Source organism: Kitasatospora sp. NPDC008050, assembly GCF_042957465.1.
GTDB lineage: Bacteria > Actinomycetota > Actinomycetes > Streptomycetales > Streptomycetaceae > Kitasatospora.
On sequence record NZ_JBIBIJ010000027.1, the window covers coordinates 1 to 26,717 of the forward strand.

20 protein-coding genes and 2 pseudogenes are annotated in these 26,717 nt (G+C 72.2%); 6 read left to right on the forward strand and 16 right to left on the reverse strand.

What is annotated here, in order from left to right:
• Positions 1 to 373: 373 nt before the first annotated feature.
• The 3 genes from ACFZB9_RS33990 to ACFZB9_RS34000 form a co-directional block, all read right to left on the reverse strand.
• Complete coding sequence (locus tag ACFZB9_RS33990) at positions 374 to 1,945, reverse strand: CoA-acylating methylmalonate-semialdehyde dehydrogenase (RefSeq protein WP_391453670.1); 1,572 nt, start codon at positions 1,943 to 1,945, stop codon at positions 374 to 376.
• 220 nt (positions 1,946 to 2,165) lie between these two features.
• On the reverse strand, positions 2,166 to 2,654 hold the full coding sequence (locus ACFZB9_RS33995; protein WP_391453672.1) for a hypothetical protein: 489 nt from the start codon (positions 2,652 to 2,654) through the stop codon (positions 2,166 to 2,168).
• Between the two features lie 154 nt (positions 2,655 to 2,808).
• On the reverse strand, positions 2,809 to 4,329 hold the full coding sequence (locus ACFZB9_RS34000) for a gamma-aminobutyraldehyde dehydrogenase (protein ID WP_391453674.1): 1,521 nt from the start codon (positions 4,327 to 4,329) through the stop codon (positions 2,809 to 2,811).
• 229 nt (positions 4,330 to 4,558) lie between these two features.
• Between ACFZB9_RS34000 and ACFZB9_RS34005 the strand changes: the two genes are divergently transcribed.
• The gene (locus ACFZB9_RS34005) at positions 4,559 to 6,202 is read left to right on the forward strand and encodes a PucR family transcriptional regulator (RefSeq protein ID WP_391453675.1); all 1,644 of its coding nucleotides are present in this window, start codon (positions 4,559 to 4,561) and stop codon (positions 6,200 to 6,202) included.
• A 32-nt stretch (positions 6,203 to 6,234) separates the two neighbouring features.
• Here ACFZB9_RS34005 and ACFZB9_RS34010 read toward each other — a convergent pair whose 3' ends face one another.
• Entirely contained in the window at positions 6,235 to 7,593 is a 1,359-nt protein-coding gene (locus ACFZB9_RS34010) for an aspartate aminotransferase family protein (RefSeq protein WP_391453676.1), read from the reverse strand.
• A 211-nt stretch (positions 7,594 to 7,804) separates the two neighbouring features.
• On the reverse strand, positions 7,805 to 9,250 hold the full coding sequence (locus tag ACFZB9_RS34015) for a gamma-aminobutyraldehyde dehydrogenase (protein ID WP_391453678.1): 1,446 nt from the start codon (positions 9,248 to 9,250) through the stop codon (positions 7,805 to 7,807).
• Between the two features lie 333 nt (positions 9,251 to 9,583).
• Here ACFZB9_RS34015 and ACFZB9_RS34020 point away from each other — a divergent pair, with 333 nt between their 5' ends.
• From ACFZB9_RS34020 to ACFZB9_RS34035, 4 genes are all read left to right on the forward strand, one after another.
• Entirely contained in the window at positions 9,584 to 10,057 is a 474-nt protein-coding gene (locus ACFZB9_RS34020) for an Lrp/AsnC family transcriptional regulator (protein ID WP_035846077.1), read from the forward strand.
• Positions 10,054 to 11,448 carry an aspartate aminotransferase family protein gene (locus ACFZB9_RS34025; RefSeq protein WP_391453679.1) on the forward strand — a complete coding sequence of 465 codons (1,395 nt, stop codon included), beginning with the start codon at positions 10,054 to 10,056 and terminating at the stop codon, positions 11,446 to 11,448. The genes ACFZB9_RS34020 and ACFZB9_RS34025 overlap by 4 nt, the downstream gene beginning before the upstream one ends.
• Positions 11,449 to 11,717: 269 nt before the next feature.
• Positions 11,718 to 12,440, forward strand: coding sequence for an ABC transporter ATP-binding protein (locus ACFZB9_RS34030; RefSeq protein WP_391453681.1), 723 nt, complete (start codon positions 11,718 to 11,720; stop codon positions 12,438 to 12,440).
• A 63-nt stretch (positions 12,441 to 12,503) separates the two neighbouring features.
• A complete protein-coding gene (locus ACFZB9_RS34035; protein ID WP_391453682.1) occupies positions 12,504 to 13,661 on the forward strand; it encodes a hypothetical protein in 1,158 nt (385 codons plus the stop codon).
• A gap of 2 nt (positions 13,662 to 13,663) precedes the next feature.
• On the opposite strand, the gene rlmN is transcribed toward ACFZB9_RS34035, so the two are convergent.
• From rlmN to rpsB, 6 genes are all read right to left on the reverse strand, one after another.
• Positions 13,664 to 14,764, reverse strand: coding sequence for a 23S rRNA (adenine(2503)-C(2))-methyltransferase RlmN (rlmN, locus tag ACFZB9_RS34040; protein ID WP_391453684.1), 1,101 nt, complete (start codon positions 14,762 to 14,764; stop codon positions 13,664 to 13,666).
• A gap of 103 nt (positions 14,765 to 14,867) precedes the next feature.
• Positions 14,868 to 15,827, reverse strand: coding sequence for a phosphatidate cytidylyltransferase (locus ACFZB9_RS34045; RefSeq protein WP_391453685.1), 960 nt, complete (start codon positions 15,825 to 15,827; stop codon positions 14,868 to 14,870).
• Positions 15,827 to 16,384 carry a ribosome recycling factor gene (gene frr, locus ACFZB9_RS34050; protein ID WP_391453687.1) on the reverse strand — a complete coding sequence of 186 codons (558 nt, stop codon included), beginning with the start codon at positions 16,382 to 16,384 and terminating at the stop codon, positions 15,827 to 15,829. Before frr ends, ACFZB9_RS34045 begins: the two co-directional genes overlap by 1 nt.
• Positions 16,385 to 16,458: 74 nt before the next feature.
• Positions 16,459 to 17,214 (reverse strand): UMP kinase, encoded by a 756-nt coding sequence (gene pyrH, locus ACFZB9_RS34055; protein WP_391453689.1) that lies wholly within the window; start codon positions 17,212 to 17,214, stop codon positions 16,459 to 16,461.
• A 267-nt stretch (positions 17,215 to 17,481) separates the two neighbouring features.
• A complete protein-coding gene (tsf, locus tag ACFZB9_RS34060) occupies positions 17,482 to 18,318 on the reverse strand; it encodes a translation elongation factor Ts (protein WP_391453691.1) in 837 nt (278 codons plus the stop codon).
• 131 nt (positions 18,319 to 18,449) lie between these two features.
• Positions 18,450 to 19,364 carry a 30S ribosomal protein S2 gene (rpsB, locus tag ACFZB9_RS34065; protein ID WP_391453693.1) on the reverse strand — a complete coding sequence of 305 codons (915 nt, stop codon included), beginning with the start codon at positions 19,362 to 19,364 and terminating at the stop codon, positions 18,450 to 18,452.
• Between the two features lie 496 nt (positions 19,365 to 19,860).
• Between rpsB and ACFZB9_RS34070 the strand changes: the two are divergent.
• Positions 19,861 to 20,391: pseudogene (locus ACFZB9_RS34070) on the forward strand (peptidoglycan DD-metalloendopeptidase family protein); the annotation flags it as partial.
• Positions 20,392 to 20,424: 33 nt separating this feature from the next.
• Here ACFZB9_RS34070 and ACFZB9_RS34075 read toward each other — a convergent pair.
• The 5 genes and pseudogenes from ACFZB9_RS34075 to ACFZB9_RS34095 all read right to left on the reverse strand — a co-directional run bounded on the left by ACFZB9_RS34075 (position 20,425) and on the right by ACFZB9_RS34095 (position 26,716).
• The gene (locus ACFZB9_RS34075; RefSeq protein WP_391453789.1) at positions 20,425 to 20,598 is read right to left on the reverse strand and encodes a hypothetical protein; all 174 of its coding nucleotides are present in this window, start codon (positions 20,596 to 20,598) and stop codon (positions 20,425 to 20,427) included.
• Positions 20,599 to 20,612: 14 nt separating this feature from the next.
• Positions 20,613 to 21,182, reverse strand: coding sequence for a TetR/AcrR family transcriptional regulator (locus tag ACFZB9_RS34080; protein WP_391453784.1), 570 nt, complete (start codon positions 21,180 to 21,182; stop codon positions 20,613 to 20,615).
• A gap of 126 nt (positions 21,183 to 21,308) precedes the next feature.
• Positions 21,309 to 22,064, reverse strand: a pseudogene (gene whiG, locus ACFZB9_RS34085) (RNA polymerase sigma factor WhiG); the annotation flags it as partial.
• Positions 22,065 to 23,879: 1,815 nt separating this feature from the next.
• Positions 23,880 to 25,085, reverse strand: coding sequence for a DNA-processing protein DprA (gene dprA, locus ACFZB9_RS34090; RefSeq protein WP_391453694.1), 1,206 nt, complete (start codon positions 25,083 to 25,085; stop codon positions 23,880 to 23,882).
• Positions 25,082 to 26,716, reverse strand: a complete 1,635-nt coding sequence (locus ACFZB9_RS34095) for a YifB family Mg chelatase-like AAA ATPase (protein ID WP_391453695.1) — start codon at positions 26,714 to 26,716, stop codon at positions 25,082 to 25,084. Before ACFZB9_RS34095 ends, dprA begins: the two co-directional genes overlap by 4 nt.
• Between the last annotated feature and the right edge of the window lies 1 nt (position 26,717).

Sequence of the window (26,717 nt, forward strand, 5' to 3'; positions counted from 1 at the left end):
GCCTCAAGAGGCCTTCGCCGTAACCGACCTGACGGCCTGTCCGACGTGTTGAACTTTAGCCCAGCCCCGCTCCGAAAAGCGAATCCGGCCCACCCCCCGAAATACCGGCACGACAAAAGAAGCCAGCCGCAGAAGCGTGCGAAAAGCGACGCGCCAACGACCGACATTTCATATCGGAAATGGTGTTTCAGGAGAGTGGCCGCCCCGGGACCGTCCGCGCCGATGCGTGTCCGGTTCTCCCTGCCGAGCGACTAGGACACGCTACGCCTTCCGAGGCCGCTATGCAAACGCCAGCTGAACGGCTCCGGCCGGTCTCCCCGGTGGGGATGGACCGGCCGGAGCCGCATGGGGGGACCAGGGTGAGCGTGGCCGCTCAGCTGTTGGTCGGGAAGCCGAGGTTGATGCCCCCGTGCGAGGGGTCGAGCCAGCGCTGGGTCACCGCCTTGCCGCGGGTGAAGAACTGCACTCCGTCCGCCCCGTACGCGTGCGCGTCACCGAAGAGCGAGGCCTTCCAGCCACCGAAGGAGTAGTAGGCGACCGGCACCGGGATCGGCACGTTGATCCCGACCATGCCGACCTCCACCTCGTGCTGGAACCGCCGGGCCGCGCCACCGTCGTTGGTGAAGATGGCGGTGCCGTTGCCGTACGGGTTGGCGTTGATCAGCTCCACGCCCTCCTCGTAGGAGGAGACCCGGACCACCGAGAGCACCGGCCCGAAGATCTCGTCGTTGTAGACCGACATGCCCGGCTTCACGTGATCGAAGAGCGTGGGGCCCAGCCAGAATCCGTCGGCGGTGTCCTGCCCGTTCACGTCCTGTCCGGCGATCGGGTGGGCCCGTCCGTCCACGGCCAGCTCCGCGCCATCGGCCAGGCCCGACTCGATGTAGGAGGTGACCTTGTCGCGGTGCTGGCCGGTGACCAGCGGGCCCATCTCGCTGTCGCCGTTGCAGCCCGGCCCGACCTTGAGCGTGGCCACCCGCTGCTTGATCTTCTCGACCAGCTCGTCGCCGATCGGATCGACCGCGACCAGCACGGAGACCGCCATGCAGCGCTCGCCGGCCGCACCGAAACCGGCGTTCACGGCCGCGTCGGCGCTGAGGTCGAGGTCGGCGTCGGGCAGCACCAGCATGTGGTTCTTCGCGCCGCCCAGGGCTTGCACCCGCTTGCCGTACCGGGTCCCGGTCTCGTAGACGTAGCGGGCGATCGGGGTGGAGCCGACGAAGCTGACGGACTTGACGTCCGGGTGCTCCAGCAAGCGGTCGACCGCGACCTTGTCACCGTGCACGACGTTGAAGACGCCGTCCGGGAGCCCGGCCTCCTGCCACAGTCCGGCGATGAAGTTCGCCGCCGACGGGTCCTTCTCGGAAGGCTTGAGGACCACCGTGTTGCCCGCCGCGATCGCGATGGCGAAGAACCACATCGGCACCATCGCCGGGAAGTTGAACGGCGAGATGATGGCGACCGGGCCCAGCGGCTGACGGATCGAGTAGACGTCGATGCCGGTGGAGGCCTGCTCGGTGAAGCCGCCCTTGAGCAGCTGCGGGATCCCGCAGGCGTACTCGACCACCTCCTGGCCGCGGGCCAGCTCGCCGAGCGCGTCCGCGTGCACCTTGCCGTGCTCGGCGACGATGATCGCGGCCAGCTCGTCCTTGCGGGCGTTGAACAGCTCGCGGAAGGCGAAGAGTACCGAGGTGCGCTTGGCGATCGAGGCGTGGCGCCATTCGGCGAAGGCCGCGGCGGCCGACGCGACCGCCTGGTCGACCTCGGCGATCCCCGCGAAGTCCACCTGGCCGGAGATCCGTCCGGTGGCCGGGTCGTAGAGGTCGCCGCGGCGGGGTGCGGTGCCCGCGGTCGGCACCGGCGCGCCACCGATCCAGTGGATGACGTGCTTGTCCACGCCGGCCGGACGCCCGGTGTTCTCGGCGCTCTCAGTGGGCTTGCTCACGGTTCGTCTGCCTCCAAGTCACGGGCGGTCTGCCTGCCGCCGGACCCGGGCGCCGGCCGCGCACTTCGGGGTGCGGCCGGGCCTCTTGGTCACGGGGCTACCGCGCTCGGGCTCCAGTCTGGTCGCCGCCCGGTGGCCGCTCAACGAGCACACTGACGGGCATCACCCGGTTGGCCTTACACCTCGTCGCCACCGGAGCGGCCCGCGGACCCCGGACGCCTCACCGGTGCTCCCGGGGCCCGTCGAGCCCGGCCGCGGCCTCGTGCAGCGCCAGCTCCAAGGCCATCGGATCGGTGAGCCGCCCCGAACCATCCGGCGCCACCAGCCAGCGCGGTCCGGGCCCGCGCCGGGCGGGGTGCGGCACCACCACCCAGCTCCCCTCGCCCGCGCCGCGCAGCCCGGTGCCGACCCAGCGCGCGGCGGTACCGACCGGGACGAGGAAGGCGACGCTGTCGTCCCCGGGGTCGAAGAGCACCGGCCCGCTCCGTGCGGCCCTCCCCCGGCCGCCGGCCAGGGGTGCTCCGCCGAGCAGGCGCGCTGCGGGCCGTCCGAGCATCCCCGGCGCCGAGAGCACGTCCCAGCGGCGGCCGGCCGGGAGCAGCGTGAGACCTGCCGCACTCTGTTCCCACTCCCGTCGGCATGCCTCGGGGTCGGGCGCGGCGGCGGCCAGCCAGGCCACTGCGGCGGCGTTGGGTCCGGTGCTCTCCATGGCCCGTCCTCTGCTCGGTTCGCGCGGCGGCCGTGGGCGGTCGCCGTTCTGCGAGGAGAGACGGGTCCGGGGTCGGACTCTTACACGGGTTGGCGCGGGACCCGGGCGGCGCGGACCCGCCCGGGTCAGGCCCGGCCGGCTCAGGCCGCCCGGCTCAGGCCCGGTCGCCGAAGACGGTCCGGTGCCAGTCCTTCCTGGCCACCGCCGTGGTGTCGAACATGACGTGCTTGACCTGGGTGTACTCCTCCAGCGCGTACTGCGACATGTCCTTGCCGTAGCCGGAGGCCTTGTACCCGCCGTGCGGCATCTCGCTGATGATCGGGATGTGGTCGTTGACCCAGACGCAGCCGGCCGCGATCTCCCGGGTGGCCCGCAGCGCGCGGTGCACGTCCCGGGTCCAGGCGGAGGCGGCCAGCCCGTACGGCGTGTCGTTGGCCAGCCGCAGCGCCTCGTCGTCGGTGTCGAAGGGGAGCACCACCAGCACCGGGCCGAAGATCTCGCCCTGCACCACCTCGCTGTCCTGGGCGACACCGGTGATCAGGGTCGGCCGGTAGTAGGCGCCCCGGGTCAGGTCGGTGCCGTCGTGCCCGGTGCCCGGCGCGCCGCCGCCGGTGACGACGGTGGCGCCGTAGCCGCGCGCCCGTTCGACGAAGCCGGCGACCCGGTCGCGGTGGGCGTAGGAGACCAGCGGGCCGAGGTCGGTGTGCGGATCGCGCGGGTCGCCCAGCCGGACCGCGCCGAACAGCTCGGCGACACCGGCCACGAAGGCGTCGTAGAGCGGGCGTTGGACATAGGCGCGGGTCGCGGCGGTGCAGTCCTGGCCGCTGTTGATCAGCGCGCCGGCCACCGCCCCGTGCACGGCGGCCTCCAGATCGGCGTCCGCGAAGACCACGAACGGGGCCTTGCCGCCCAGTTCGAGGTGGGTCCGCTTGGCGGTGGCGGCGGCCAGTTCGGCCACCCGCCTGCCGACGGGGGTGGAGCCGGTGAAGGAGACCATCGCCACGCCCGGGTGCCCGGCCAGCCGCTCGCCGACGCCACGGCCCGCGCCGGTGACCACGTTGACCACGCCGTTGGGCAGCCCGGCCGCAGTCGCGGCGCGGGCGAACATCAGCGCGGTGAGCGGGGTGAGCTCGGCGGGCTTGAGCACCACGGTGTTGCCCGCCGCGATGGCCGGCAGGATCTTCCAGGCCGCCATCTGCAGCGGGTAGTTCCACGGTGCGATCGAGCCGATCACGCCGATCGCCTCGCGCCGGACGTAGGAGGTGTGGTCGCCCGAGTACTCGCCTGCGGCCTTGCCCTCCAGGTTCCGGGCGGCACCGGCGAAGAAGGCCGTGTTGTCGATGGTGCCCGGGACGTCGAACTCGCTGCTGAGCTTGATCGGCTTGCCGGTCTGGGCGGTCTCGACGTGGGCGAACTCCTCGGCCTGCTCGGCCAGCAGGGTGCTCAGCCGCAGCAGTACCTCGGCCCGGGCGCCGGGAGTGGCCCGTGACCAGTCGGGCAGGGCGGCGGTGGCGGCGGCCACGGCGGTGTCGACGTCGGCGACCGAGGCGAGCCGCACCTGCTGGACCGTGCTGCCGTCGGCTGGGTTGACCACCTCGAACGGCTCCTCGCCGGTGCCCGCGGTCAGCCTGCCGTCGATGTACTGGGCACCGTCCGCGAAGTCGCTCAGGTCCATGTGTCGGCTCTCCTCCATAGGTCCATTCCATCGGCTCCGGTCCGCCGACGATGCCCGCCGGCCCCAGGGTCGGGCAAGGCTCACTCCGACAGCCGAGCCGCCAAGGGGCTTACACAGTGCCAGGGCCGGTTGGCGGCAACAGGTCGTCACGGGGCTGCATGATTCACCTGACACCTTGCTCCCCTCGCCCGCTCCCCCGCCGCCGCTGCGCCCAGCCAGGAGGTCCACCGTGCTGCCCACCGTCGCCCGTGTGCTCGATCTGGACGTGATGCGCCGTGGCCTGCCGCAGGTGGTGGCCGGGGCCGACCGGCTGGAGCGGCCGGTGCGCTGGGTGCACGTCAGCGAGCTGCCGGACGTGGCCGGCATGCTGCAGGGCGGTGAGCTGGTGCTGACCACCGGCATCGCGCTGCCCGAGGACCGGGAGGGGCTGGCCCGGTACGTCCGAGAGCTGGTCGAGATCGGCGTGGCCGGGCTGGTGGTCGAGTTCGGCCGCCGCTACTTCGACACCCTGCCGCGCGCTCTGGTGCACGCCGCCGAGCAGCGCGGCCTGCCGCTGATCGTGCTGCGCCGGGAGCTGCGCTTCGTGGCGGTGACCGAGGCGGTGCACGCGCTGGTGGTCAACGCCCAGTTGGAGCAGTTGCGCGCCTCCGAGGCAGTGCACCAGGTCTTCAACGAGCTGGCGGTGGAGGGGGCCGAGCCGGCCGAGGTGCTGCGGCAGATCGCCCGGATGGCGGGGGCGCCGGTGGTGCTGGAGAACCTGAGCCACCAGGTGCTGGCGCACGATCCGGCCGGGCGGACCGAGGACGAGCTGCTGGACCGCTGGGAGCGCCGCTCACGCGCGGTGCGGCCGGCCGGCCGCACCGGGTACGACCCGCGCAGCGGCTGGCTGGTGACGGCGGTGGGCGCCCGCGGTGAGGACTGGGGACGGCTGGTGCTGGTCGAGGAGCCGGGCGCGCTGCCCGACCAGCAGACGCACCCCTTCACCATGCTGCTGGAGCGCGGTGCGGCGACGCTCGCGCTCAACCGCCTGCTGGTGCGCGACCGGGAGAGCCTGGAGCGGCAGACCCACCGCACGCTGCTCGCCGGGATCCTGACCCACGCGCTGACCGTCAGCGAAGTCGCGCTGCGGGCGCAGGCGCTGGGGGTTCCGCTGGAGGGGCGGCGGCTGGTCGGGGTGGTGCTGCGCCGGCGCGGCGGGCCGCTGCCCGCCGCGCTGGAGGCCCAGGCCCGGCTGCGGGACTTCACCGAGCTGGCGGCCACGGCAGCACGCGCCAGCCGGCTCTCGGCGCTGGTCGGCACGCTGGACGACGAGGGCGTGGGGCTGCTGATCGCGCTCGGTTCGCAGCAGGACGAGCATGCCGCGCTGGAGGGTTTCGCGGCGGCGCTGCGGCGGCTGGTGGCCGACGGCGGCAAGGAGGCGGCAGCACCGGTGGTGGCGGTGGGCTCCTCGGTCGGCTCGGTGCGCGATGCCCGGCGCACGCTGATGGAGGCCACCCAGGTGGCGGACGCGGCGCTGCACGACGCACCGGGCGCGCGGGCCGCCTCGTACTACCGGCTGCCGGATGTGCGGCTGCGCGGGCTGCTGCACCTGCTGCGCGACGACGCCCGTCTGCAGACCTACGTGGAGCGCGAGTTGGGGCCGCTGCTGGCCCATGACGCGGAGCACGGCTCACAGTTGGTGCAGCTGCTGCGGATCTACCTGGAGCAGGGGCGGAACAAGTCGGCCGCGGCAGACGCTGCGCATCTGTCGCGGCCGAGCTTCTACGACCGTCTGCACAAGGTGGAGCGGATCCTGGCGGTGGACCTGGACCAGGTGGAGTCCTGTCTGTCGCTGCACGTCGCCCTGCTGGCGCTGGACGCCGTGCGGCGCTGATCCCGGGCCGGCCGGCGGGCCCACCGTGCGTCTCAGCCGACGTACGCGTCGGCCACGGCGAGCGCCTCGTCGAGCACCGCCAGGCCGGCCTTGGCCTCCTCGACAGTGACGGTGCACGGCGGCACCACGTGGAGTCGGTTCATGTTGGCGAACGGCCACAGCCCGCGCTTGCGGCAGGCCGCCGTCAGCTCCGCCATCGGCGTGTTCGCGGTGCCGCTCGCGTTGTACGCAACCAGCGGCTCGCGGCTGACCCGGTCGCGCACCAGGTCCAGCGCCCAGAAGACACCCAGGCCACGCACGTCGCCGATCGAGGGGTGCCGCTCCGCCAGCTCGCGCAGGCCGGGGCCGAGCACGTTCTCGCCGATCTGCTTGGCGTTCTCGACGATCCCCTCCTGCGCCATCGCGTTGATCGTGGCCACCGCGGAGGCACAGGCCAACGGGTGTCCGGAGTAGGTCAGGCCGCCGGGGAAGGGGCGCTCGGCGAAGGTGGCGGCGATCTCGGCGCTGATCGCCACCCCGCCCAGCGGAATGTAGCCGGAGTTGACGCCCTTGGCGAAGGTCAGCAGGTCGGGGACGACGCCCCAGTGGTCGGCGGCGAACCACTCGCCGGTGCGGCCGAAGCCGGCCATCACCTCGTCCAGGATGAAGACGATCCCGTAGCGGTCGCAGATCTCCCGCACCCCGGCCAGGTAGCCGGCCGGCGGGACCAGGATCCCGGCGGTGCCGACCACCGACTCCAGGATGATCGCGGCGACCGTCGCCGGGCCCTCGAAGGCGAGGGTCTGCTCCAGATGGGCGAGCGCCCGCTCGCACTCCTGCGCCTCGTTCTCGGCGTGGAAGGCCGAGCGGTACAGGTGCGGTCCCCAGAAGTGCACGATGCCGGAGGTGCCGGTCTCGTTGGGCCAGCGGCGCGGGTCGCCGGTGAGGGCGATCGCGTTGGCGGTGGCCCCGTGGTACGAGCGGTAGGTGGCCAGGACCTTCTGCCGGCCGGTGTGCAGCCGCGCCATCCGCACGGCGTTCTCCACGGCCTCGGCACCGCCGTTGGTAAAGAAGATCTTGTCGAGGTCGCCGGGGGTGCGCTCGGCGATCAGCCGGGCGGCCTCGCTGCGCGCCTCGACCGCGAAGCCCGGTGCCAGGGTGCAGAGCTTGCCGGCCTGCTCCTGGATCGCGGCGACCACCTTGGGGTGCTGGTGGCCGATGTTGGTGTTCACCATCTGGGAGGAGAAGTCGAGGTAGCGGTTGCCCTCGTAGTCCCAGAAGTACGAGCCCTCGGCGCCGGCCACCGGGAGGGGGTCGATCAGGGCCTGGGCGGACCACGAGTGGAAGACGTGCGCGCGGTCGGCGGCCTTGACGGCCTGCCCGGCGGCGGGATCGGCGGTGGGGATGCTCATGCCCGCCAGCGTAGGGAGCGGACCCGCCGACCGGGAGCGGCATCTTGTCAGGTGGTCACCGGGAACGACGACAGGGTGGAAAGCCACAAGCGGGCCCGGGGACATACCCGAACCCGCTTGTAGGAAGAGCCGATCAGATCGCGGTCATACAGCGACTGATCGTCGCGACCCGCTAGATCGCGGTCATACAGCTCCCGATCGTCACGACCCGCTAGATCGCGGTCATGACGTGCTTGATCCGGGTGTAGTCCTCGAACCCGTACGAGGACAGGTCCTTGCCGTACCCGGACTTCTTGAAGCCACCGTGCGGCATCTCGGCGACCAGCGGGATGTGGGTGTTGATCCAGACGCAGCCGAAGTCCAGCCGGCGCGACATCCGCATCGCGCGCGCGTGGTCCTTGGTCCACACCGAGGAGGCCAGGGCGAACTCCACGCCGTTGGCGTAGCCGACGGCCTGCTCCTCGTCGGTGAACTTCTGCACGGTGATGACCGGGCCGAAGACCTCGTTCTGGATGATCTCGTCGTCCTGCAGCAGGCCGGAGACGACGGTCGGGGCGTAGAAGTAGCCGACCTCGCCGACCTGGTGGCCGCCGGTCTCGACCTTGGCGTGCGCGGGCAGCCGCTCGATGAAACCGGCCACCTGCTTGAGCTGGTTGGCGTTGTTCAGCGGGCCGTAGAGCACGTCCTCGTCGTCGATCCCACCGGTCCTGGTCTCGGCGGCGGCCTTGGCCAGCGCGGTGACGAAGGCGTCGTGGATGGACTCGTGCACCAGCACCCGGGTGGCCGCGGTGCAGTCCTGACCGGCGTTGAAGAAGCCGGCCACCGAGATGCCCTCGACGGCCTCGGCGATGTCGGCGTCCTCGAAGACCACCACCGGTGCCTTGCCGCCGAGCTCCAGGTGGACCCGCTTGACGTCCTTGGCGGCGCTGCCGGCCACCTGGATGCCCGCACGCACCGAGCCGGTGATCGAGGCCATCGCCGGGGTGTGGTGCTCGACCATCAGGCGCCCGGTCTCGCGGTCGCCGCAGATCACGTTGAAGATGCCGGCCGGCAGCTCCAGCTCGGCCAGGATGCCGCCGATGATCTCGGCGAGCAGCACGGTGGAGGCCGGGGTGGTGTCGGAGGGCTTGAGCACCACGGCGTTGCCGGCCGCGATCGCCGGCGCGAACTTCCAGACCGCCATCATCATCGGGTAGTTCCACGGCGCGACCTGGGCGCAGACGCCGACCGGCTCGCGGCGGATGATCGAGGTCATCCCGTCCATGTACTCGCCCGCGGCCTTGCCCTCCAGCAGGCGGGCGGCGCCGGCGAAGAAGCGGATCTGGTCGGCCATCGGGCCGATCTCCTCGGACTTGGTCAGCCCGCGCGGCTTGCCGGTGTTGCGACACTCGGCGTCCACCAGCTCGTCCGCGCGCGCCTCCACAGCGTCGGCGATCTTCAGCAGCAGCTTCTGCCGGGTGGAGGGGGTGGCGTCGCGCCAGGTCTCGAAGGCCGCCGCGGCCGAGGCCATCGCGGCGTCGACGTCGGCCGCGCCGGACAGCGGGGAAGTCGCGTACGCCTGGCCGTTGGTGGGGTCGACGATCTGCAGGGTGCGGCCGTCCGCCGCGTCGACGAACTGGCCGTTGATGTAGTTGCGCAGCGTACGAAGGTCGCTCACGACTCTCTCCTCGGGTTGCGGTCGGCGCGGTGGCGGCCGATCCGTCGGGGGCTGTGCCAGTGGACCGGGCGCGGGTGTCGCCGCCCGGCCCCGTCTGCGGGATCCCGGAAACCGGGTCCGGTGGTCCGCGCAGTGGGCCGGTGGTCCACTGGTGGGGAGCGTACGCCCAGCAGGGTGGCGCGCGCGTGACCTCGCCAGAGTAGCGGCATCCTTGCCGGTATCGACATAGCACCGCGTTGATCGCAATGAAATCCGCGCCGTTTTCGGATCGCAGCAACGAAATCAGCAGCTCGGCCACTTGCGCGCACCCCATCGATCGGGCACAGTGGCCACGTGGCCAACCGCGACCGGAACAGCAGCGTTCCCCTCGACTCCGTCTCCAAGGCGATCATCGAGCAGCTGCAGGAGGACGGCCGCCGCGCGTACGCGACCATCGGCAAGGCCGTCGGCCTCTCCGAGGCCGCCGTCCGGCAGCGGGTCCAGAAACTGCTCGATCAGGGCGTGATGCAGATCGTCGCCGTCACCGACCCGTTGACCGTCGGATTCACCCGACAGGCGATGGTCGGGATCACCGTCGAAGGTGACATCGAGCCGATCGCCGACGCGCTGGCCGCCATGGACGAGGTCGACTACGTGGTCTGCACCGCGGGCTCGTTCGACCTGCTGGCCGAGCTGGTGTGCGAGGACGACGAGCACCTGCTCGAAATGATCAACAAGCGAATCCGTGCGCTTCCCGGCGTGCGGAGGACCGAGAGCTTCGTTTACCTGAAGCTCCGGAAACAGACCTACACCTGGGGCACCCGATGAGCGCCGACCCGGCACCGAAGGACCTTTCGAAGACCGCCTACGACCACCTGTGGATGCACTTCACCCGCATGTCGTCGTACGAGAACTCGCCCGTGCCGACCATCGTCAAGGGCGAGGGCACCTACATCTGGGACTCCAACGGCAAGAAGTACCTCGACGGCCTGGCGGGCCTGTTCGTGGTGCAGGCCGGCCACGGGCGCGAGGAGCTGGCCGAGGCGGCCGCCAAGCAGGCCAAGGAGCTGGCCTTCTTCCCCGTGTGGAGCTACGCCCACCCGAAGGCCGTGGAGCTGGCCGAGCGGCTGGCCAACTACGCGCCGGGCGACCTGAACAAGGTCTTCTTCTCCACCGGTGGCGGCGAGGCCGTCGAGACCGCCTGGAAGCTCGCCAAGCAGTACTTCAAGCTGACCGGCAAGCCGACCAAGTACAAGGTCATCTCCCGCGCGGTCGCCTACCACGGCACCCCGCAGGGCGCCCTGTCGATCACCGGGCTGCCGGGCCTCAAGGCCCCGTTCGAGCCGCTGGTGCCGGGCACCCACAAGGCACCGAACACCAACATCTACCGCGCCCCGGCCTTCCTGGCCGGCCCCGACGGCACCGTCGACCCGGAGGCCTACGGCCGCTGGTGCGCCGACGAGATCGAGGTCGCGATCCTCAACGAGGGCGCCGAGACCGTCGCCGCCGTCTTCGTCGAGCCGGTGCAGAACGCCGGCGGCTGCTTCCCGCCGCCGCCCGGGTACTTCCAGCGGCTGCGCGAGATCTGCGACCGGCACGACGTGCTGCTCGTCTCGGACGAGGTCATCTGCGCCTTCGGCCGCCTGGGCACCATGTTCGGCGCCGACAAGTTCGGCTACCAGCCCGACATGATCACCTGCGCCAAGGGCATGACCTCGGGCTACTCCCCGATCGGCGCCACGATCATCTCGGACCGCCTGGCCGAGCCGTTCTACAAGGGCGACAACACCTTCCTGCACGGCTACACCTTCGGCGGCCACCCGGTCTCCTCGGCGGTCGCGCTGGCCAACCTCGACATCTTCGAGCGCGAGGGCCTCAACCAGCACGTGCTGGACAACGAGTCGAAGTTCCTCGGCACCCTGAACAAGCTGCGCGACCTGCCGATCGTCGGCGACGTGCGCGGCAACGGGTACTTCTACGGCATCGAGCTGGTCAAGGACAAGGTCACCAAGGAGTCGTTCAACGACGAAGAGGTGGAGCGCGTGCTCTACGGCTTCCTCTCGAAGGCGCTCTTCGACAACGGTCTCTACTGCCGTGCCGACGACCGTGGCGACCCGGTCATCCAGCTGGCCCCGCCGCTGATCTCCGACCAGTCGACCTTCGACGAGATCGAGCAGATCCTGCGGGTCAGCCTCACCGACGCGTGGAACAAGATCTGATCACCCAGATCGGCTGATGCCGCTTGGTGACCTGCCTCGCACTGCAGGGCGGTCCCGCAGTCCCTCATCGGGGTTGCCGGGGCCGCCCTGCAGTGTTTTTCTGATTGATCTGCTGATAGTTCGTCCGGGTTTACCCCGGCTCTGTCCCGTGTGCCGCAACCGCAACGCGACCTTGTCGTTCTAATCTGACGACTGTCATTCCCCTGCTCCGGACCGCACCGCCGGTGCGGCACCCGTGCAGAGCCCTCTCGGACCGGCGGAGGAATTCCATGTCAGCGGCCCCGCCCGACAACGACGTGCTGTGGGCCCGGGGGATCGTCAAGTCCCACCAGGGGACCCCGGCGGTGCGGGACGTCTCGATCGCCGTCCGGGAGGGCGAGGTGCTCGCCATCACCGGCGCCCGCGGCTCGGGCAAGTCCACCCTGATCGGCTGTCTCTCCGCGCTGCTGCCGGTGGATTCCGGCGAGGTCTGGTTCAACAGCTCGCCGGTGCACACGCTGAGCCGGGCCGGCCGGGAGAAGCTGCGCCGTGACCGGTTCGGCTTCGTCGGCTCGCAGCCCCAGCTGGTACCGGAACTGACGGCCCGGGAGAACGTCGCCCTGCCCCTGCTGCTGGCCGGCTCCGGCCACAAGGCCGCCTACGGCGCCGCTGACGACTGGCTGGAGCGGCTCGACGTCACCGACTGTGCCAAGCGCCGCCCCGCCGAGCTGGTCCAGAGTCAGCGCCAGCGGATCGCGGTGGCCCGCGCGCTGGCCCCGCTGCCCCGGGTCGTCTTCGCGGACGACCCGACCGCGCCACTGCACCGCGAGGCCCAGGACCAGGTGCTGCGGATACTGACCAGCGCCGCCCGCTCCCACCAGCTCACCCTGGTGCTCGCCACCCACGACCCGGAGCTGGCCAAGTACGCGGACCGGACCGTGGCACTGGTGGACGGCCGCACCCCGGCCCCCGCCGCTCCGGTGCGCCGCGCGACGGTACCGGCCGGTCACTGACCGCCCGCTCACCGAGCCCCGCACCACCCCACCGGTCACCGCGAAGGACTGAAGGACTATCAGGTGTTCTACTTCCGCCTGGTCAGGGGATACCGGGTCCTGGACCTGGGCCGCTGGCTGCTCACCGCCGCGGCGGCCGCCGTGGTCGCCGCCTTCCTCCTGCGGGCGCTCGGTCGCGCGCTGAGCGACCCGCCAGGCAGTGGCGAGACGGTGGAGCGCCTGCTCTGGTGCCTGCCGCCGCTGGTGGCGATCGCCTGGTTCGCGGCGGTCGCGGCCCGGGCGCTGCCCGCCCAGCGCCCCGAGCGGATGGCCGGACTGACCGCCGCGGGAGCCGGGCCGAGGCGGCTCCGGCTGCTGATCGCCGGCGAGATCGCGCTGGCCTGCGCGCTCGGTGCGCTGGCCACCCTGCTGCTCTTCCTGGTGCTGCGCAACAACATCGCGGGCCCGACCCTGGCTCCCGAGCTGGGCATGGGCGTGCCGCTGCCGCCGGCCGCACCGGTGGCCCTGCTGGCGCTGCTCCCGCTGGCCGGCGGGATCGCGGCGGGCCTGGCCGTCAACGGGACGGAGCTGCCGCCCGGCGGCGAGGAGCCGGCCCGGGCCGGGCGCTTCGGCCCGCTGCGCACCACCCTCGCCGCGCTGCTCGCGTTCGGCGGCACCTTCACCGAGCTGTACGCGCTGCGCCCGGCGGCGGCCGACGATCGGCGCCCGCTGCAGCTTCCCGCCGACCTCGGCCACACCAGTGCCGCGCTGCTGGGCGGTTGGGTGGCGGCCGCGCTGGGGCTGGCGCTGCTGACCGGACCGCTGCTGGCCGGCACCGGACGGCTGATCGCCGTGGGCCGGCCCAGTCCCCGTCGGCTGCTGGCCGGCCGCGGGCTGACCGGTGCGGCGCGCGCGCTCGGTGCGCCGCTGGCGGTGCTGGCCTTCACGATGGCCGTGGTGCTGACCTCGGTACGGCACTGGGTGGCCCCGGGCGCGGACGGCACCGGTCCGGTGCCGGCGACCGAGGCGCTGCTGACCACCGGCTGCGTGGTCGCGGCGGTGCTGGCCCGGCTGGCCGAGATCCGGGCCGGCCGGCAGCCGGGCAGCGCCGCCCTGCTGCGGCTCGGCGCCCCGCAGCGGCTGCTGTTCGGGGCGGCCCTGCTGCGCTGGGCCGCCGCCGGCAGCGTGGTGCTGGCCACCGGTGCGCTGACCGCCGTGCTGGGCGCCGGAATGCTCTCCTGAGGTCAGCCGGCCGCGGCGAGCTGGCCGCAGGCGCCGTCGATCTCCTGACCGCGGGTGTCACGAACGGTGGTGGGCACCCCGTGCGACTCCAGGCGGCGGACGAACTCGCGCTCGTCCTCGGGCCGCGAGGCGGTCCACTTGGAGCCCGGAGTGGGGTTCAGCGGGATCAGGTTGACGTGCACCCGGTGGTTCTTGATCAGCCGGCCGAGCAGGTCGGCCCGCCAGGCCTGGTCGTTGATGTCCTTGATCAGGGCGTACTCGATGGAGATCCGCCGGCCGGACTTCTCCGCGTAGTTCCACGCGGCATCCAGCACCTCGGCGACCTTCCAGCGGGTGTTCACCGGGACCAGCTCGTCGCGCAGCTCGTCGTCCGGGGCGTGCAGCGAGAGCGCCAGGCGGCAGCTCAGGCCCTCGTCGGCCAGCCGGTTCATCGCCGGGACCAGGCCCACGGTGGAGACCGTGATGCCGCGCTGGGAGAGGCCGAAGCCGTCCGGGGCCGGGTCGGTCAGCCGGCGGATCGCGGCCAGCACCCGGTTGTAGTTGGCCAGCGGCTCGCCCATGCCCATGAAGACCACGTTGCTCAGCCGCGCCTCGCCACCGGGGATCTCGCCCGCCTTGAGGGCGCGCATCCCCGCCGCGATCTGCTCGACGATCTCGGCGGTGGACAGGTTGCGGGTCAGGCCCGCCTGGCCGGTGGCGCAGAACGGGCAGTTCATGCCGCAGCCAGCCTGGGAGCTGATGCACATCGTCACCCGGTCCGGGTAGCGCATCAGCACCGACTCGACCAGGGTGCCGTCGAAGAGCTTCCAGAGCGTCTTGCGGGTGGTGTCGTCGTCGCACGAGACGTGCCGGACCACCGACATCAACTCGGGCAGCAGCGCCTCGACCAGCTTCTCGCGCCCGGCAGCCGGAATGTCGGTCCAGGCGGCCGGGTCGTTGCTGAGCCGGGCGAAGTAGTGGTTGGCCAGCTGCTTGGCGCGGAAGGGCTGCTCGCCCAGCTCGGCGACGGCCTCCTTGCGCTCGGCGGGGCTGAGGTCGGCGAGGTGTCGCGGGGGCTTGGCGCCACGCGGCGCGACAAAGGTGAGTTCTCCGGGTGCAGGCATGGTCCGTCCAGTGTCGCAGATGGCCAGAGGCCTCGGACGTGGTGCGTCCGAGGCCTCTGGATGCCGTTCGCGGTGCGGCGGCGAGGGTGGGCCGAGTCGGTGGTCAGCTGCCGACGAAGGCCGTCAGCAGCAGCCAGACCACCGGGGCGGTCGGCAGCAGCGAGTCGAGCCGGTCCATGATCCCGCCGTGGCCCGGCAGCAGCGTGCCCATGTCCTTGATGCCCAGGTCGCGCTTGATCATCGACTCGACCAGGTCACCGAGGGTCGCGATGACCGCCGCGCAGCCGCCCAGGATCAGGCCCTGCCACCACTGACCGTCATCGATGATCCACTGCATCAGCAGCGCACCGGCCAGCATCGACAGGCCGATCCCGCCGGCCAGGCCCTCACGGGTCTTGCCGGGGCTGATGGTCGGTGCCAGCTTGTTGCGGCCGAACTTGTAGCCGACCGCATAGGCCCCGGTGTCACTGCAGATGGTGACCACCAGGAAGAGCACGATCCGCTGCGGACCGTCGTGGGCGGAGAGCAGCAGAGCCACGAAGGTGGCCAGGAAAGGCACGTAGAAGGCGGTGAAGACACCCGCGGTTATGTCGCGCAGGTAGTTCTCCGGCGGCTCGCTCATCCGCCAGATCATCAGCGCCAGGGCGGTCAGCGCCAGCGCCGCCGCCGCCCCCTGCGGGCCGATCCAGTAGCCGGCGGTCAGCATGCCCACGCCGCCGAGCAGCAGCGGCAGCCGGGCGACCTTGACGTCCTTGCGCTCGGCCAGCCTGCTGGTCAGCTCCCAACTGCCGACCGACGCCGCCGCCACCACCACGATCAGGAAGAGCACCTTGACCACGAACAGCGAAACGATGATCACCGCTCCGAGGCCCAGCCCCACCCCTATCGCGGCGGGGAGGTTGCGGCCGCCACGCTGCTTGCGAGGCTGCTGCGGCTCGGGTTGGGCCACCGGACTCTCCTGCGCTGGGGGGAGGGACCCCCGGTCCACCTGCGGCGGGCGCGGTGTCACGGGGGCCTGCGGGGTTGCGCCCCTTTCGCCAGGGGCTTCGGGAGCGTCGTTCATCAGACTTCGAGAAGCTCGGCTTCCTTGTGCTTCAGCAGCTCGTCGATCTGCGCCACGTAGCCCGCGGTGGTGTCGTCGAGCTCCTTCTCCGCGCGGCGGACCTCGTCCTCGCCGGACTCCTTGTCCTTGACCAGCTTGTCCAGGGTGTCCTTGGCCTTGCGGCGGATCGCCCGGATGGAGATCTTGGCGTCCTCACCCTTGTTGCGGGCGACCTTGATGTAGTCCCGGCGGCGCTCCTCGGTGAGCTGCGGGAAGTTCACCCGGATGATGTTGCCGTCGTTGGACGGGTTGACGCCCAGGTCGGAGTCGCGGATCGCCTGCTCGATGTTGCGCAGCGCGCTCTTGTCGAACGGGGTCACGACCGCCATCCGGGGCTCCGGAACAGCGAAGGAGGCGAGCTGGTTGATCGGCGTCAGGGCGCCGTAGTAGTCCGCGACGATCTTGGCGAACATCGCCGGGTGCGCCCGGCCGGTGCGGATGGCGGCGAAGTCGTCCTTCGCGACCGTGACGGTCTTCTCCATCTTCTCCTCGGCCTCGAGGAGGATCTCTTCGATCACAGTCTGCTCCCTGTCCGGTTGCCTTGATGGCGTTCTGACGGTCCGTACGGCCTGGCCGTGCGGGTGATTACTGCTCAGGCCCGGGCGGAATCCTGGCTGATGAGTGTGCCGATCTTCTCACTCTTCACCGCGCGAGCGATATTGCCCTCCGCGAGCAGCTCGAAGACCAGGATCGGCAGGCCGTTGTCCTTGCACAGGGTGATCGCGGTGAGGTCGGCGACCTTGAGGTCGCGCGAGATCACCTCGGAGTACTCCAGGGCGTCGAAGCGCACCGCGTCCGGGTTGGTCTTGGGGTCGGAGTCGTACACTCCGTCGACGCCGTTCTTGCCCATCAGCAGCACCTCGGCGTGGATCTCCAGGGCGCGCTGCACGGCGGTGGTGTCGGTGGAGAAGTACGGCATGCCCATACCCGCGCCGAAGATCACCACGCGGCCCTTCTCCAGGTGCCGGACGGCGCGCAGCGGAAGGTACGGCTCGGCGACCTGCCCCATCGTGATCGCGGTCTGGACCCGGGTCTCGATGCCTTCCTTCATCAGGAAGTCCTGCAGTGCCAGGCAGTTCATCACCGTGCCGAGCATGCCCATGTAGTCGGAACGGGCCCGGTCCATACCCCGGACCTGCAACTCCGCGCCACGGAAGAAGTTGCCGCCGCCGATGACCACCGCGACCTCGGTGCCCTGCCGGACCACCGTGGCGATCTCGCGAGCGATCTTGTGGACGACGTCGGGGTCGACGCCGAGGCCGCCTCCGCCGGCGAACGCCTCACCGGACAGCTTGAGCAGAACACGACGGCGGGCGCCGTCCTGCGCGGACTCCTGCGTCTTCTGCATGGACTTCTCCTTCTACACCTGCTGGTTCACAGGTATGTCACCTGCTGAGACACGGGCCGGGGGGTGCGGCCCCCGAGCCCGGACGCGGGGCCTGGGCGGCCTGCTGAAGCACCCGGCCGACCGCGCGTACACGCGAGGAGGCCACTGCCGCGGGAACCGGTACGGTCTCCTGCACGGCAATGGCCTCCTCGTCGTTCTGGTGCCGGCTCACTGATGGACAGCGGCGGCCGCGGTTCCTACCTTAGGCGGGAACCAGATGAACGTGGCTCAGGCGCCGACGCGGAAGCGGGCGAAGCGCTTGAGGGCGACGCCGTTCTCCTCGAGGACCTTGGCGACGGACTTCTTGTTGTCCTTCGCGAAGGCCTGCTCCAGGACCGAGTTCTCCTTGACGAAGCCGGTGACGCGACCCTCGACGATCTTCGTCAGGGCGGCCTCGGGCTTGCCCTCCTCGCGGGCGGTGGCCTCGGCGACGCGGCGCTCGTTCTCGAGCACCTCGGCCGGGATCTCCTCGCGGGAGAGGAACTTCGGCGCGAACGCGGCGATGTGCTGCGCGACGTCCTTGGCGACCTCGGAGCTCTCCTTGTCGAGCTCGACCAGGACGCCGACCTGCGGCGGCAGGTCGGGCGAGGTGCGGTGCAGGTAGACCGCGACGTAACCGTCGGCGAACCGGGCGAAGCGGTCCAGGACGATCTTCTCGCCGAGGTTCGCGTTGGCCTCGTCCACGAACTGCTGGACGGTCTTGCCGGGCTCGATCTCGGAGGCCAGGGCGGCGGCCAGGTCGGCCGGGGCGGCCTTGGCGAGGTGCGCGGCGATCGTGTCGGCGACCGCGACGAACTTGTCGCTCTTGGCGACGAAGTCCGTCTCGCACTTGAGCTCGACCAGCACGCCGGACGTGGCGTCCTCGGCGATCAGGGCAACGACGGCGCCGTTCTCGGCGGTACGGCCCTCACGCTTCGCGACACCCTTGAGGCCCTTGATGCGGATGAGCTCAAGAGCCTTCTCGACGTCGCCCTCGGCCTCGTCGAGAGCCTTCTTGCAGTCCATCATGCCGGCGCCGGTGAGCTCACGGAGCTTCTTGACGTCCGCGGCGGAGATGTTCGCCATGGTGTGAATCTCTTCTCGCGTCTCGCGTGTCTGCGGGGTGGGTGCGCCGGGGCTCATGGTTTAGCCCCGGCACGTGGAGAGAGGGGCACTCGCCGGTGTTGACCGACGAGCGCCCCTCACCCTTCGGTGCGTCAGGCCTGCTCGGCCTCGGCGGCCGGAGCCTCGGCAGCGGGAGCCTCGTCAGCGGCGGGGGCCTCGACGGGGGTCTCGTCGGCGGCGGGGGCCTCAACGGCGGCCTCGTCGGCGGCGGGGGCCTCGTCGGCCTTCTTGTCACCGGTCGCCAGGAGGTCCTGCTCCCAGTCGGCCAGCGGCTGGTCGGCGCCCGGCTCGGCCTTGACGTCGCCCTTGGCGACACCGGCACGGGCCTTGAGGCCCTCGGCGACGGCGTCGGCGATCACACGGGTGAGCAGGGTGACGGAGCGGATCGCGTCATCGTTGCCCGGGATCTTGTAGTCGACCTCGTCGGGGTCACAGTTGGTGTCGAGGATGGCGACGACCGGGATGTTGAGCTTCCGGGCCTCGCCGACCGCGATGTGCTCCTTCTTGGTGTCCACGATCCAGACAGCGCTGGGGACGCGCTGCATGTCGCGGATACCGCCGAGGGTCTTCTCCAGCTTGTCGTGCTCGCGCTGGAGGACCAGGAGCTCCTTCTTGGTCAGGCCGGAGCCGGCCACGTCCGAGAAGTCCAGCTCGCCGAGCTCCTTGAGGCGCTGCAGACGCTTGTAGACGGTGGAGAAGTTGGTCAGCATGCCGCCGAGCCAGCGCTGGTTCACGTAGGGCATGCCCACGCGAGTGGCCTGCTCGGCGATGGCCTCCTGGGCCTGCTTCTTGGTGCCGACGAAGAGGACGCTGCCGCCGTGGGCAACGGTCTCCTTGACGAACTCGAACGCGCGGTCGATGTAGTTCAGCGACTGCAGCAGGTCGATGATGTAGATGCCGTTGCGCTCCGTGAAGATGAAACGCTTCATCTTCGGGTTCCAACGACGGGTCTGGTGACCGAAGTGGACGCCGCTCTCCAGCAGCTCCCGCATCGTGACGACGGCCATGGCCGCGCTCCTCAGGTATTGCGCCCGGCTCGTCGTTGCTGCCTGGTGGCACTCGGCGACTACCGGGTCTGCCTCGGTTGTCCGTGCCGGTCGGGTGACCGTCACGCCTGACGCCCCGACGTGCCGAGCCGTCCGATCCTGGGCGGCGGGGCCGCGACAGGCTCGGGGGACCGAGCGGCACTCGCACCGGGCGGGGCGGCGGACCGGGCCTGAGGGCGGTGGGCCGCGCGCTTGATCGCCGGTGGCGGGGCGTGCGAAGTCGACCCGAGAGACCGGGTCGCGTTGTGAAGTGTACGGGAAGCGCCGCGTGACCGGCGACTCTGTGCTCAAGGGGCCGGTCCAGGGGCCGGCGTGGCGGGTCACGCAAGCCGATTGTCGGGTCATCCGCTGGCAGATGCGGCTGTACGGGTGGGGCGCTCTGTGCACAGGACCCGAGTTGTCCACAGAAATCGGGGCGGGGGTGGCGATGGCCGGCAGCCGGGCGGACCCTCGCGGCATGACTCCTCTGCTGTGGTCCGCCCTTCGCTTCCGCTCCTTCCATTCCCCCTTCGGCTCCCTCTTCGGCTCCCTCTTCACCGGCGGTTCGCGCTTCGCCAGGCGCACGGTGCTCCGGGTGGCGGCGCACTCGGCACTCGTGCTGACCGCCTGCATCGGGCCCGCACCGGCCGCCGCCCGGGCATCGCCGCTCGGCGGCGGCGCCCTGCCCGGCTCCGGCCCCGGGCGCGCCTGGCCGGTCGGTGGTCCGTCCGGGGTGCTGCGCCGGTTCGAGCCACCGCCCGCGGTATGGGCCGCCGGGCACCGCGGCGTCGATCTGACCGCGGCTGCGGGCGAGCCCGTCCGGGCCGCCGCGGCTGGGGTCGTCGCCTTCTCCGGTGAGGTCGCCGGGCATCCGGTGGTGACGGTGGTGCACCCCGGCACCGGTACGCCCCCGCTGCGCACCACGTACCTGCCGGTGGTGGACGGCGCTGCGGTGGGGACAGCGGTCGCGGCCGGCGGCGTCATCGGCCGGCTGGCGCCGGGGGCCGGGCACTGCCCGACGGGGTGCCTGCACTGGGGGCTGCTACGAGGCGGGCGCTATCTCGATCCGCTCGCGCTGCTCGGCGCCGGGCAGGCCCGACTGCTGCCCCTGCGTCCACCGGAGCGGGTAGCCGCTGCCGCGCCGCGGGCCACCGATTTCGCACCGGGTGGGCGCCTGCCGTCGGGCATGACCGTTCAAGGCGGGCAGGCCGGTCATGCCCGGCAGCTCGGTCAGTTCGCCGGCGTGGTGTCCAACCCGCGCAGGGCCAGCGCCACGGCGGTGTCCGCGATCAGCTCGCGCTCGGCGGCCGAGCGGCCCTCCGAGTACTTGACCGCCGACTCCACCACGCCCTGGAGCAGCGTCGCCGCCAGCCGCGGATCCTGGTGGCCCAGCGCGCCCAGGGCCTCCACCACCAGCCCGACCAGCCCCGCGTGGGCGGCCCGGATCCGGTTGCGCGCGGCCTCGTCCAGCTCCGCGGCGGAGAGCGCCACGATGGCCCGGTGCCGCGGATCACCGGCCAGCACGAGCTGACCGCGGATGTACGCGGCCAGCTGGTCGTTCGCACTGTCGCAGGCGGCCATCCCGGCCTCGATCTCCGCCGCCCAGAGCGGGAAGTCCACCTCGCAGAGCTGCTCCACCACGGCGGCCCGGGAGCGGAAGTACTCGTACACCGACGAGCGGGCCAGCCCGGTCCTGGCGGCCAGGGCCGGAAAGGTGAGCGCCTCCATCCCGCCTTCGGTGAGGAGCTCGCGGGCGGCGTCCAGGAGGGCGGCACGCTGCAATTGGCGGTGCTCGGCCAGGGTGGCGGCTCGGATCTTCGGCACCCTCCCACTCTACGGAGCCCATCTGAGAGCCGAGCCCTCGGCGCACCCGCCGGCGCGGGTGGCCGGCCGGACCGGCACTGCGCTGACCGGACGGGCGGGCCGTCAGCGCAGATCGGAGAGCTTCGCCCGCAGCTGGAGGACCGATTTGGTGTGGATCTGACTGACCCGGCTCTCGGTCACCCCGAGGACCTGTCCGATCTCGGCCAGCGTCAGGCCCTCGTAGTAGTAGAGCGTCACCACGGTCTTCTCCCGGTCCGGCAGCGTGTTGATGGCCCTGGCCAGCAGCTTGCGCAGCTCGCGGTCCTCGGCGATCTCGACCGGGTCGTCGGCCCCGGTGTCCTCCAGGGTGTCCATCAGGCTCAGCCGCTCGCCTCCCTCACCGGCCGGGTGGAGCAGCTCGTCCAGCGCCACCACGTTGGCGAGCGAGAGCTGACTGAAGATCGTGTGCAGGTCCTCGATCGCGATGCCCATCTCGGCGGCCACCTCGGGCTCGTGCGGGGTCCGTCGCAGCCGGGCTTCAAGGGCGGCGTAGGTCCGCTCGACCGCCTTGGCCTTCTGCCGGATCGAGCGCGGGATCCAGTCCAGGGCCCGCAGTTCGTCGATGATCGCGCCGCGGATCCGGCTGATCGCGTAGGTCTCGAACTTGATCGCCCGGTCCAGGTCGAACTTCTCGATCGCATCGATGAGTCCGAAGATCCCGGAGGAGACGAAGTCCGCCTGCTCGACGTTGGCGGGCAGACCGACACCGACCCGGCCGGCCACGTATTTGACCAGTGGGGAGTAATGGAGGATCAACTGCTCACGCAGGTAGGGGTCGCCACTGCCCTTGTAGGAGCGCCAGAGCGACTCGAGCGCGCTCTGGCCGACCGTGCCCCTCGCACCCGACCGCGCGTCGGCCGTGCGGGCGGTGGTGGAGGCGGCTACCGAGGGGGGCGCGGTCGTGGGGGGCACCCGGGCCGAGGGCGGGGCGGCCGACGGCTGGGCAGCTGATGACGGGACGGCCGACGACGGGACGGCCGGTGGTGCGGCAGCTGACGGCGGGGTACCGGCAGACGGCGGCGCTGCCTGCTGACCGAGCCGGGCCCGCGCTCCGGCCGCGGGCTCGGCGGCCCCTGGCGGCCGGCCGGGGCCGGCCCCTCCCCCCGACGGTCTGGCTGGTGCGGGCACCGCCACCGCCGGGTCCGCCGGCAGCGGCCGCTGACCGCAATCGGCTCCCTGTCCTGCCGAGCCGGTCGGCATCGTGGGTGCGGGGGCGGGCGGTCGGTCACGGCCTGCCTGCGGCTCGGGCTCCGCGGCGATCCGGGCCGCACTGCTGCCACCAGCGCTCTCACCCTGTGCCCGCCGGTCCGGTCCGCGGTCCGGTCCGCGGCCCGGCGCCGGTACCGAGGCCATCCCGGGCATCCCGGACGCTCTCGACACCACCGCCGCGGCCCGCCCGGCCGCACGGCGGATGGCTCTCTTCGCACCTGCGTCCGCACCAGCGGGCACGGTGGCGCTCGGTCCCCAGGCGGCGTCGGCCCGCTGAGCCCGTGGTCCACCGCCCGGGCCGACGCCGGGGACCGCCTGCTGCTCAGGGCTGCGCCCAGGCGCGGGCATCACGAGGGGCAGGGTGTGTGGCGCCCGCGGACCCGGCACGTCGTCACGCTGCCGGATCGGCGGAACAGCGGTCGGGGCCGCAGGCTTCTCCGGTTGCGGAGCCGGGACCTGCTCGGGTGGGCAGGCCCGGTGGTGCTCCCGGTCGGGCCCCGAGCCGGCGCCAGGGCCGGGCCCGGCGGGCGGTCTCGCGGGCGGGCCGAGCTCCGAGACCGGCGGACGGCCCGCGGGGGGCACCGGCGCGGCGTTGGGCCGTGGCAGGCGGGAGGGCGACTCGGTACGGGTGCCGCCCGGCACGGATGGCCGGCCCGGCCGGGCGGCCACGGTGTCCGCCCGATCGGCGGCGCGCGTCGACGACCGGTCAGCAGCCGATGCACGCGGCTCTCCGGGGAACGGCTCCCCGAGGGACGACTCCCTGGTGGAAGGCTCCCCAAGGGGCGACTGCCCGGTGAACGGCTGCCGGGTGGACGACTGTCCGGTGGACGACTGTCCGGAGCGGCTGATGACGGGCGGCGGGATCGGAGCCGTGGCGAACTGATCGCGGTGCGCGGTGCGCTCGGCCGCGCGCCCGGTGGGCTCCGGCGCGTTCAACACCCACCCACCGCCCACCGCGCCCCCCGCCTCCGCGCCCGGTGCGCTGCGCCACTCGGCGCCATGCTGCGGGCCCGGGGTGCTTGGCGGGGCGTCAGCTCCGGACAGCGGCACGGCCGCGCTCGGCGGATGACTGCTCGACAGGACGGGCTTCGCGGGCTGGGCGTCGGTGCTGAGTCGCGAGTCGGTGCCGGAGCCCCCCGAGGGCAGGCCGGCACTGGTCACCCTGTGTCCGGGAATGTGTGTGGGCATACGTGGGTCTGCGCCGTTCTGCCGAGTCATGTGCTGATAGGGAAGCCATAGCGAGCGTAGCGTGACCGAGTCGATGCGCTGTGCTACCACCACCTGGCCGTCGCTCGATCCGGTGGCGTTCACTCCGTCGTGGGAACGGGAGCACACGAATCGGGACCGCCCGGGCGGCGCCGTCGCGGAATGCGGGTGCCCGTGACCGCACCAACGAGCACCGCGCGCCTCACGATTCGTCAGCCGTCAACGGATCACCCTCCAGTGCGATCCCACACGTTGGACGAAGCCCAGCGAGCACAGTTCGTAGAGCTCCTTGTGGACCTGATCAGCGGGGAAACCGGTGCGCAGCACGAGGTCGGCGGCCGATGCGCCGGCCGGTCCGCCCGGGATCGCCTCCAGCACCTGGGCGGCGGCGTGCTGGAGCAGATCCCTGGGGCGGGGCCGGGAGTTGCGCGGTGAAGGGAGGTCCGCCCCGATCGAACCGATCTGCTCGGCCACCTCCGCCGCATCGGTGACCAGCGTCGCGCCACCACCGCGGATCAGCGCGTGCACTCCGGCCGACAGCTCGGAGGTCACCGGGCCGCAGACGCCCATGGTGTGCCGGTTGAGCTCCTGGGCGCGCCGCGCGGTGCTGAGCGCCCCGCTGCGCACCGCCGCCTCGACCACGACCGTGCCCCGGGTCAGCGCCGCCAGCACCCGGTTGCGGAGCACGAAGCGGAAGCGGTTGGGATGCTCCCCCGGCGGCAGCTCGCTGACCAGCTGGCCCTGTTCGGCGATCCGGCCGATCAGTTCGCTGTGGCCGCGCGGGTAGCGCACGTCCACTCCGCAGGCGAGCACCGCCACCGTCATGCCGCCCACCGCCAGCGCGCCGCGATGGGCGGCCGCGTCGATGCCGTAGGCCGCCCCGGAGCACACCACCCAGCCGCGCTCGGCGAGTGCGGCCGCCAGCTCGGTGGCGACATGCGCGCCGTAGGCCGTGCAGGCGCGGGCGCCGACCAGCGCGACCGAGCGCAGCGCGAGCAGCCGAAGCGATCCGGTGCCCAGCACCCACAGGCCGATCGGCTGGGCATCGGCCAGATCGGCCAGCTGGCTGGGCCACTCCGCGTCGGTGGGGACGAGGAAACGGCCGCCGATCGCCCGCAGCTGTTCGAGGTCGGCGACCGGGTCGGTGAGTGCCAGTCGTTGGCGCAGCACCGCCAGGCGTCGCTGATCGAGGCTCAGCTCGGGCAGCTCCTGCCGGGTCCGCACCAGTTCGATCAGTTCGGCCGCGGACCGCGACCGCAACCACCGGCCCACCGCCGTGGTGCCGGGCTCGACCAACCGGGTCAGGGCGACCCGGGCCAGCCGCTCCTCCCCCGGGGCCGGTGCACGGCCAGGGTCGGCGCCGGCACCAGTGCCCGTGCCGGTCGTGAGGTCCAGCGCGATCTGTGTCTCCTCCCGCTCGGTCATCGCCGCCCTCCCAAGGGCCCGCCCAGCGGCACTCCCAGCGATCGGACACCGCTCGGGAAGCCGCGCCGCAGCACCAGCGCCGTCCCCACCTCGGCGGCCCCGGGGACGTCGTGGCCGGCCAGGTCGGCGACGGTCCAGGCCACTCGCAGCACGCGGTCCAGCCCGCGCGCGGTGAGCTGGCCGCGCTCCATCTCGCGTTCGGCCTCGGTCAGCGACCCCTCCAACGGTCGCCAGCGGGTGCGCAGCTCGCGGCCGGGGACCTCGGCGTTGGTACGCCACGGCGTCCCGGCGAGGCGGGCTGCCGTCCGCTCCCTGGCGGCCCGGACCCGGGCGGCCACCACGGCGGTGCGCTCGGCCGAGCTGTTCCGGTCCAGCAGCGCGGCCCTGGTCACCGGCTCGACCTGGACCCGCAGGTCCACCCGGTCCAGCAGCGGCCCGGAGAGCCGCGCCTGATAGCGGCTCACCATCGTCGGTGTGCACTCGCACCCCTCGCCGCGCCGGGAGTGGCGGCCACACGGACACGGATTGGCCGCCAGGCAGAGCAGGAAGTTGGCCGGCAGCCGCAGCGAGCCGGCCGAACGGGCGATCACCACCTCGCCGGACTCCAGGGGTTGGCGCAGCGCGTCCAGGACCCGGACCGGGAACTCCGGTGCCTCGTCCAGGAAGAGCACGCCGCGGTGGGCCAGCGAGACCGCGCCCGGACGGGGCAGGCCGCTGCCGCCGCCGATGATGGCGGGCATCGTGGTGGAGTGGTGCGGGGCGCAGTACGGCGGCAGGTCGACGAGGGGACGCCCGGCCGGCAGCAGCCCGGCCACCGAGTGCACCGCGGTGACCTCCAGCGCCTCGGTGCGGGTCAGCGGTGGGAGCAGCCCGGGCAGCCGCTCGGCGAGCATCGTCTTGCCGGCTCCGGGCGGCCCCTTGAGATAGAGGTGATGGGCGCCCGCGGCGGCGATCTCCAGTGCCCGGCGGGCCTCCTCCTGCCCGGCGACGTCCGCCAGGTCGGGGCCGAACTCGGGGTCGGCGGTGGTCCGGCGCACGGCGGCGCCCGGCAGCAGCAGCCCGGACATCAGTGGGTCGGGGCTGCCGGCGACCGGATCCGGCGGCTCCTCGGGGACGGGCGCATCGGTGAGCAGCGCGATCAGCTGCCGCAGGGTGCGCACGCCGAGCACCGAGACGCCGGGGACCAGCGCCGCCTCGGCCACGGTCTGCTCGGCGACCACCACCTGCCGGTAGCCGGCGTCGGCGGCCGCCAGCACCGAGGGCAGCACCCCGCGCACCGGGCGGACCCGGCCGTCCAGCCCCAGCTCACCGATGACCAGCAGGTCGGCGATGGCCTCCGGTGGCAGGCGCTCGGCGGCGGCGAGCACCGCGCAGGCCACCGCGAGATCGAAGCCGCTACCGCTCTTGGGCACCGAGGCGGGACTGAGCCCGACCGTGAGCTTGCGCTGCGGCCAGCTCTCGCCGGAGTTCACCACCGCCGCCCTGACCCGGTCGCGGGCCTCGCTGAGCGCCTTGTCGGGCAGCCCGACCAGGGTGAAGGCGGCGACACCCGGTTCGAGGTCGGCCTGCACCTCGACCACCACACCGTCCACCCCGAGCAGGGCCACCGAGCAGGTACGGGCGAAGGCCATC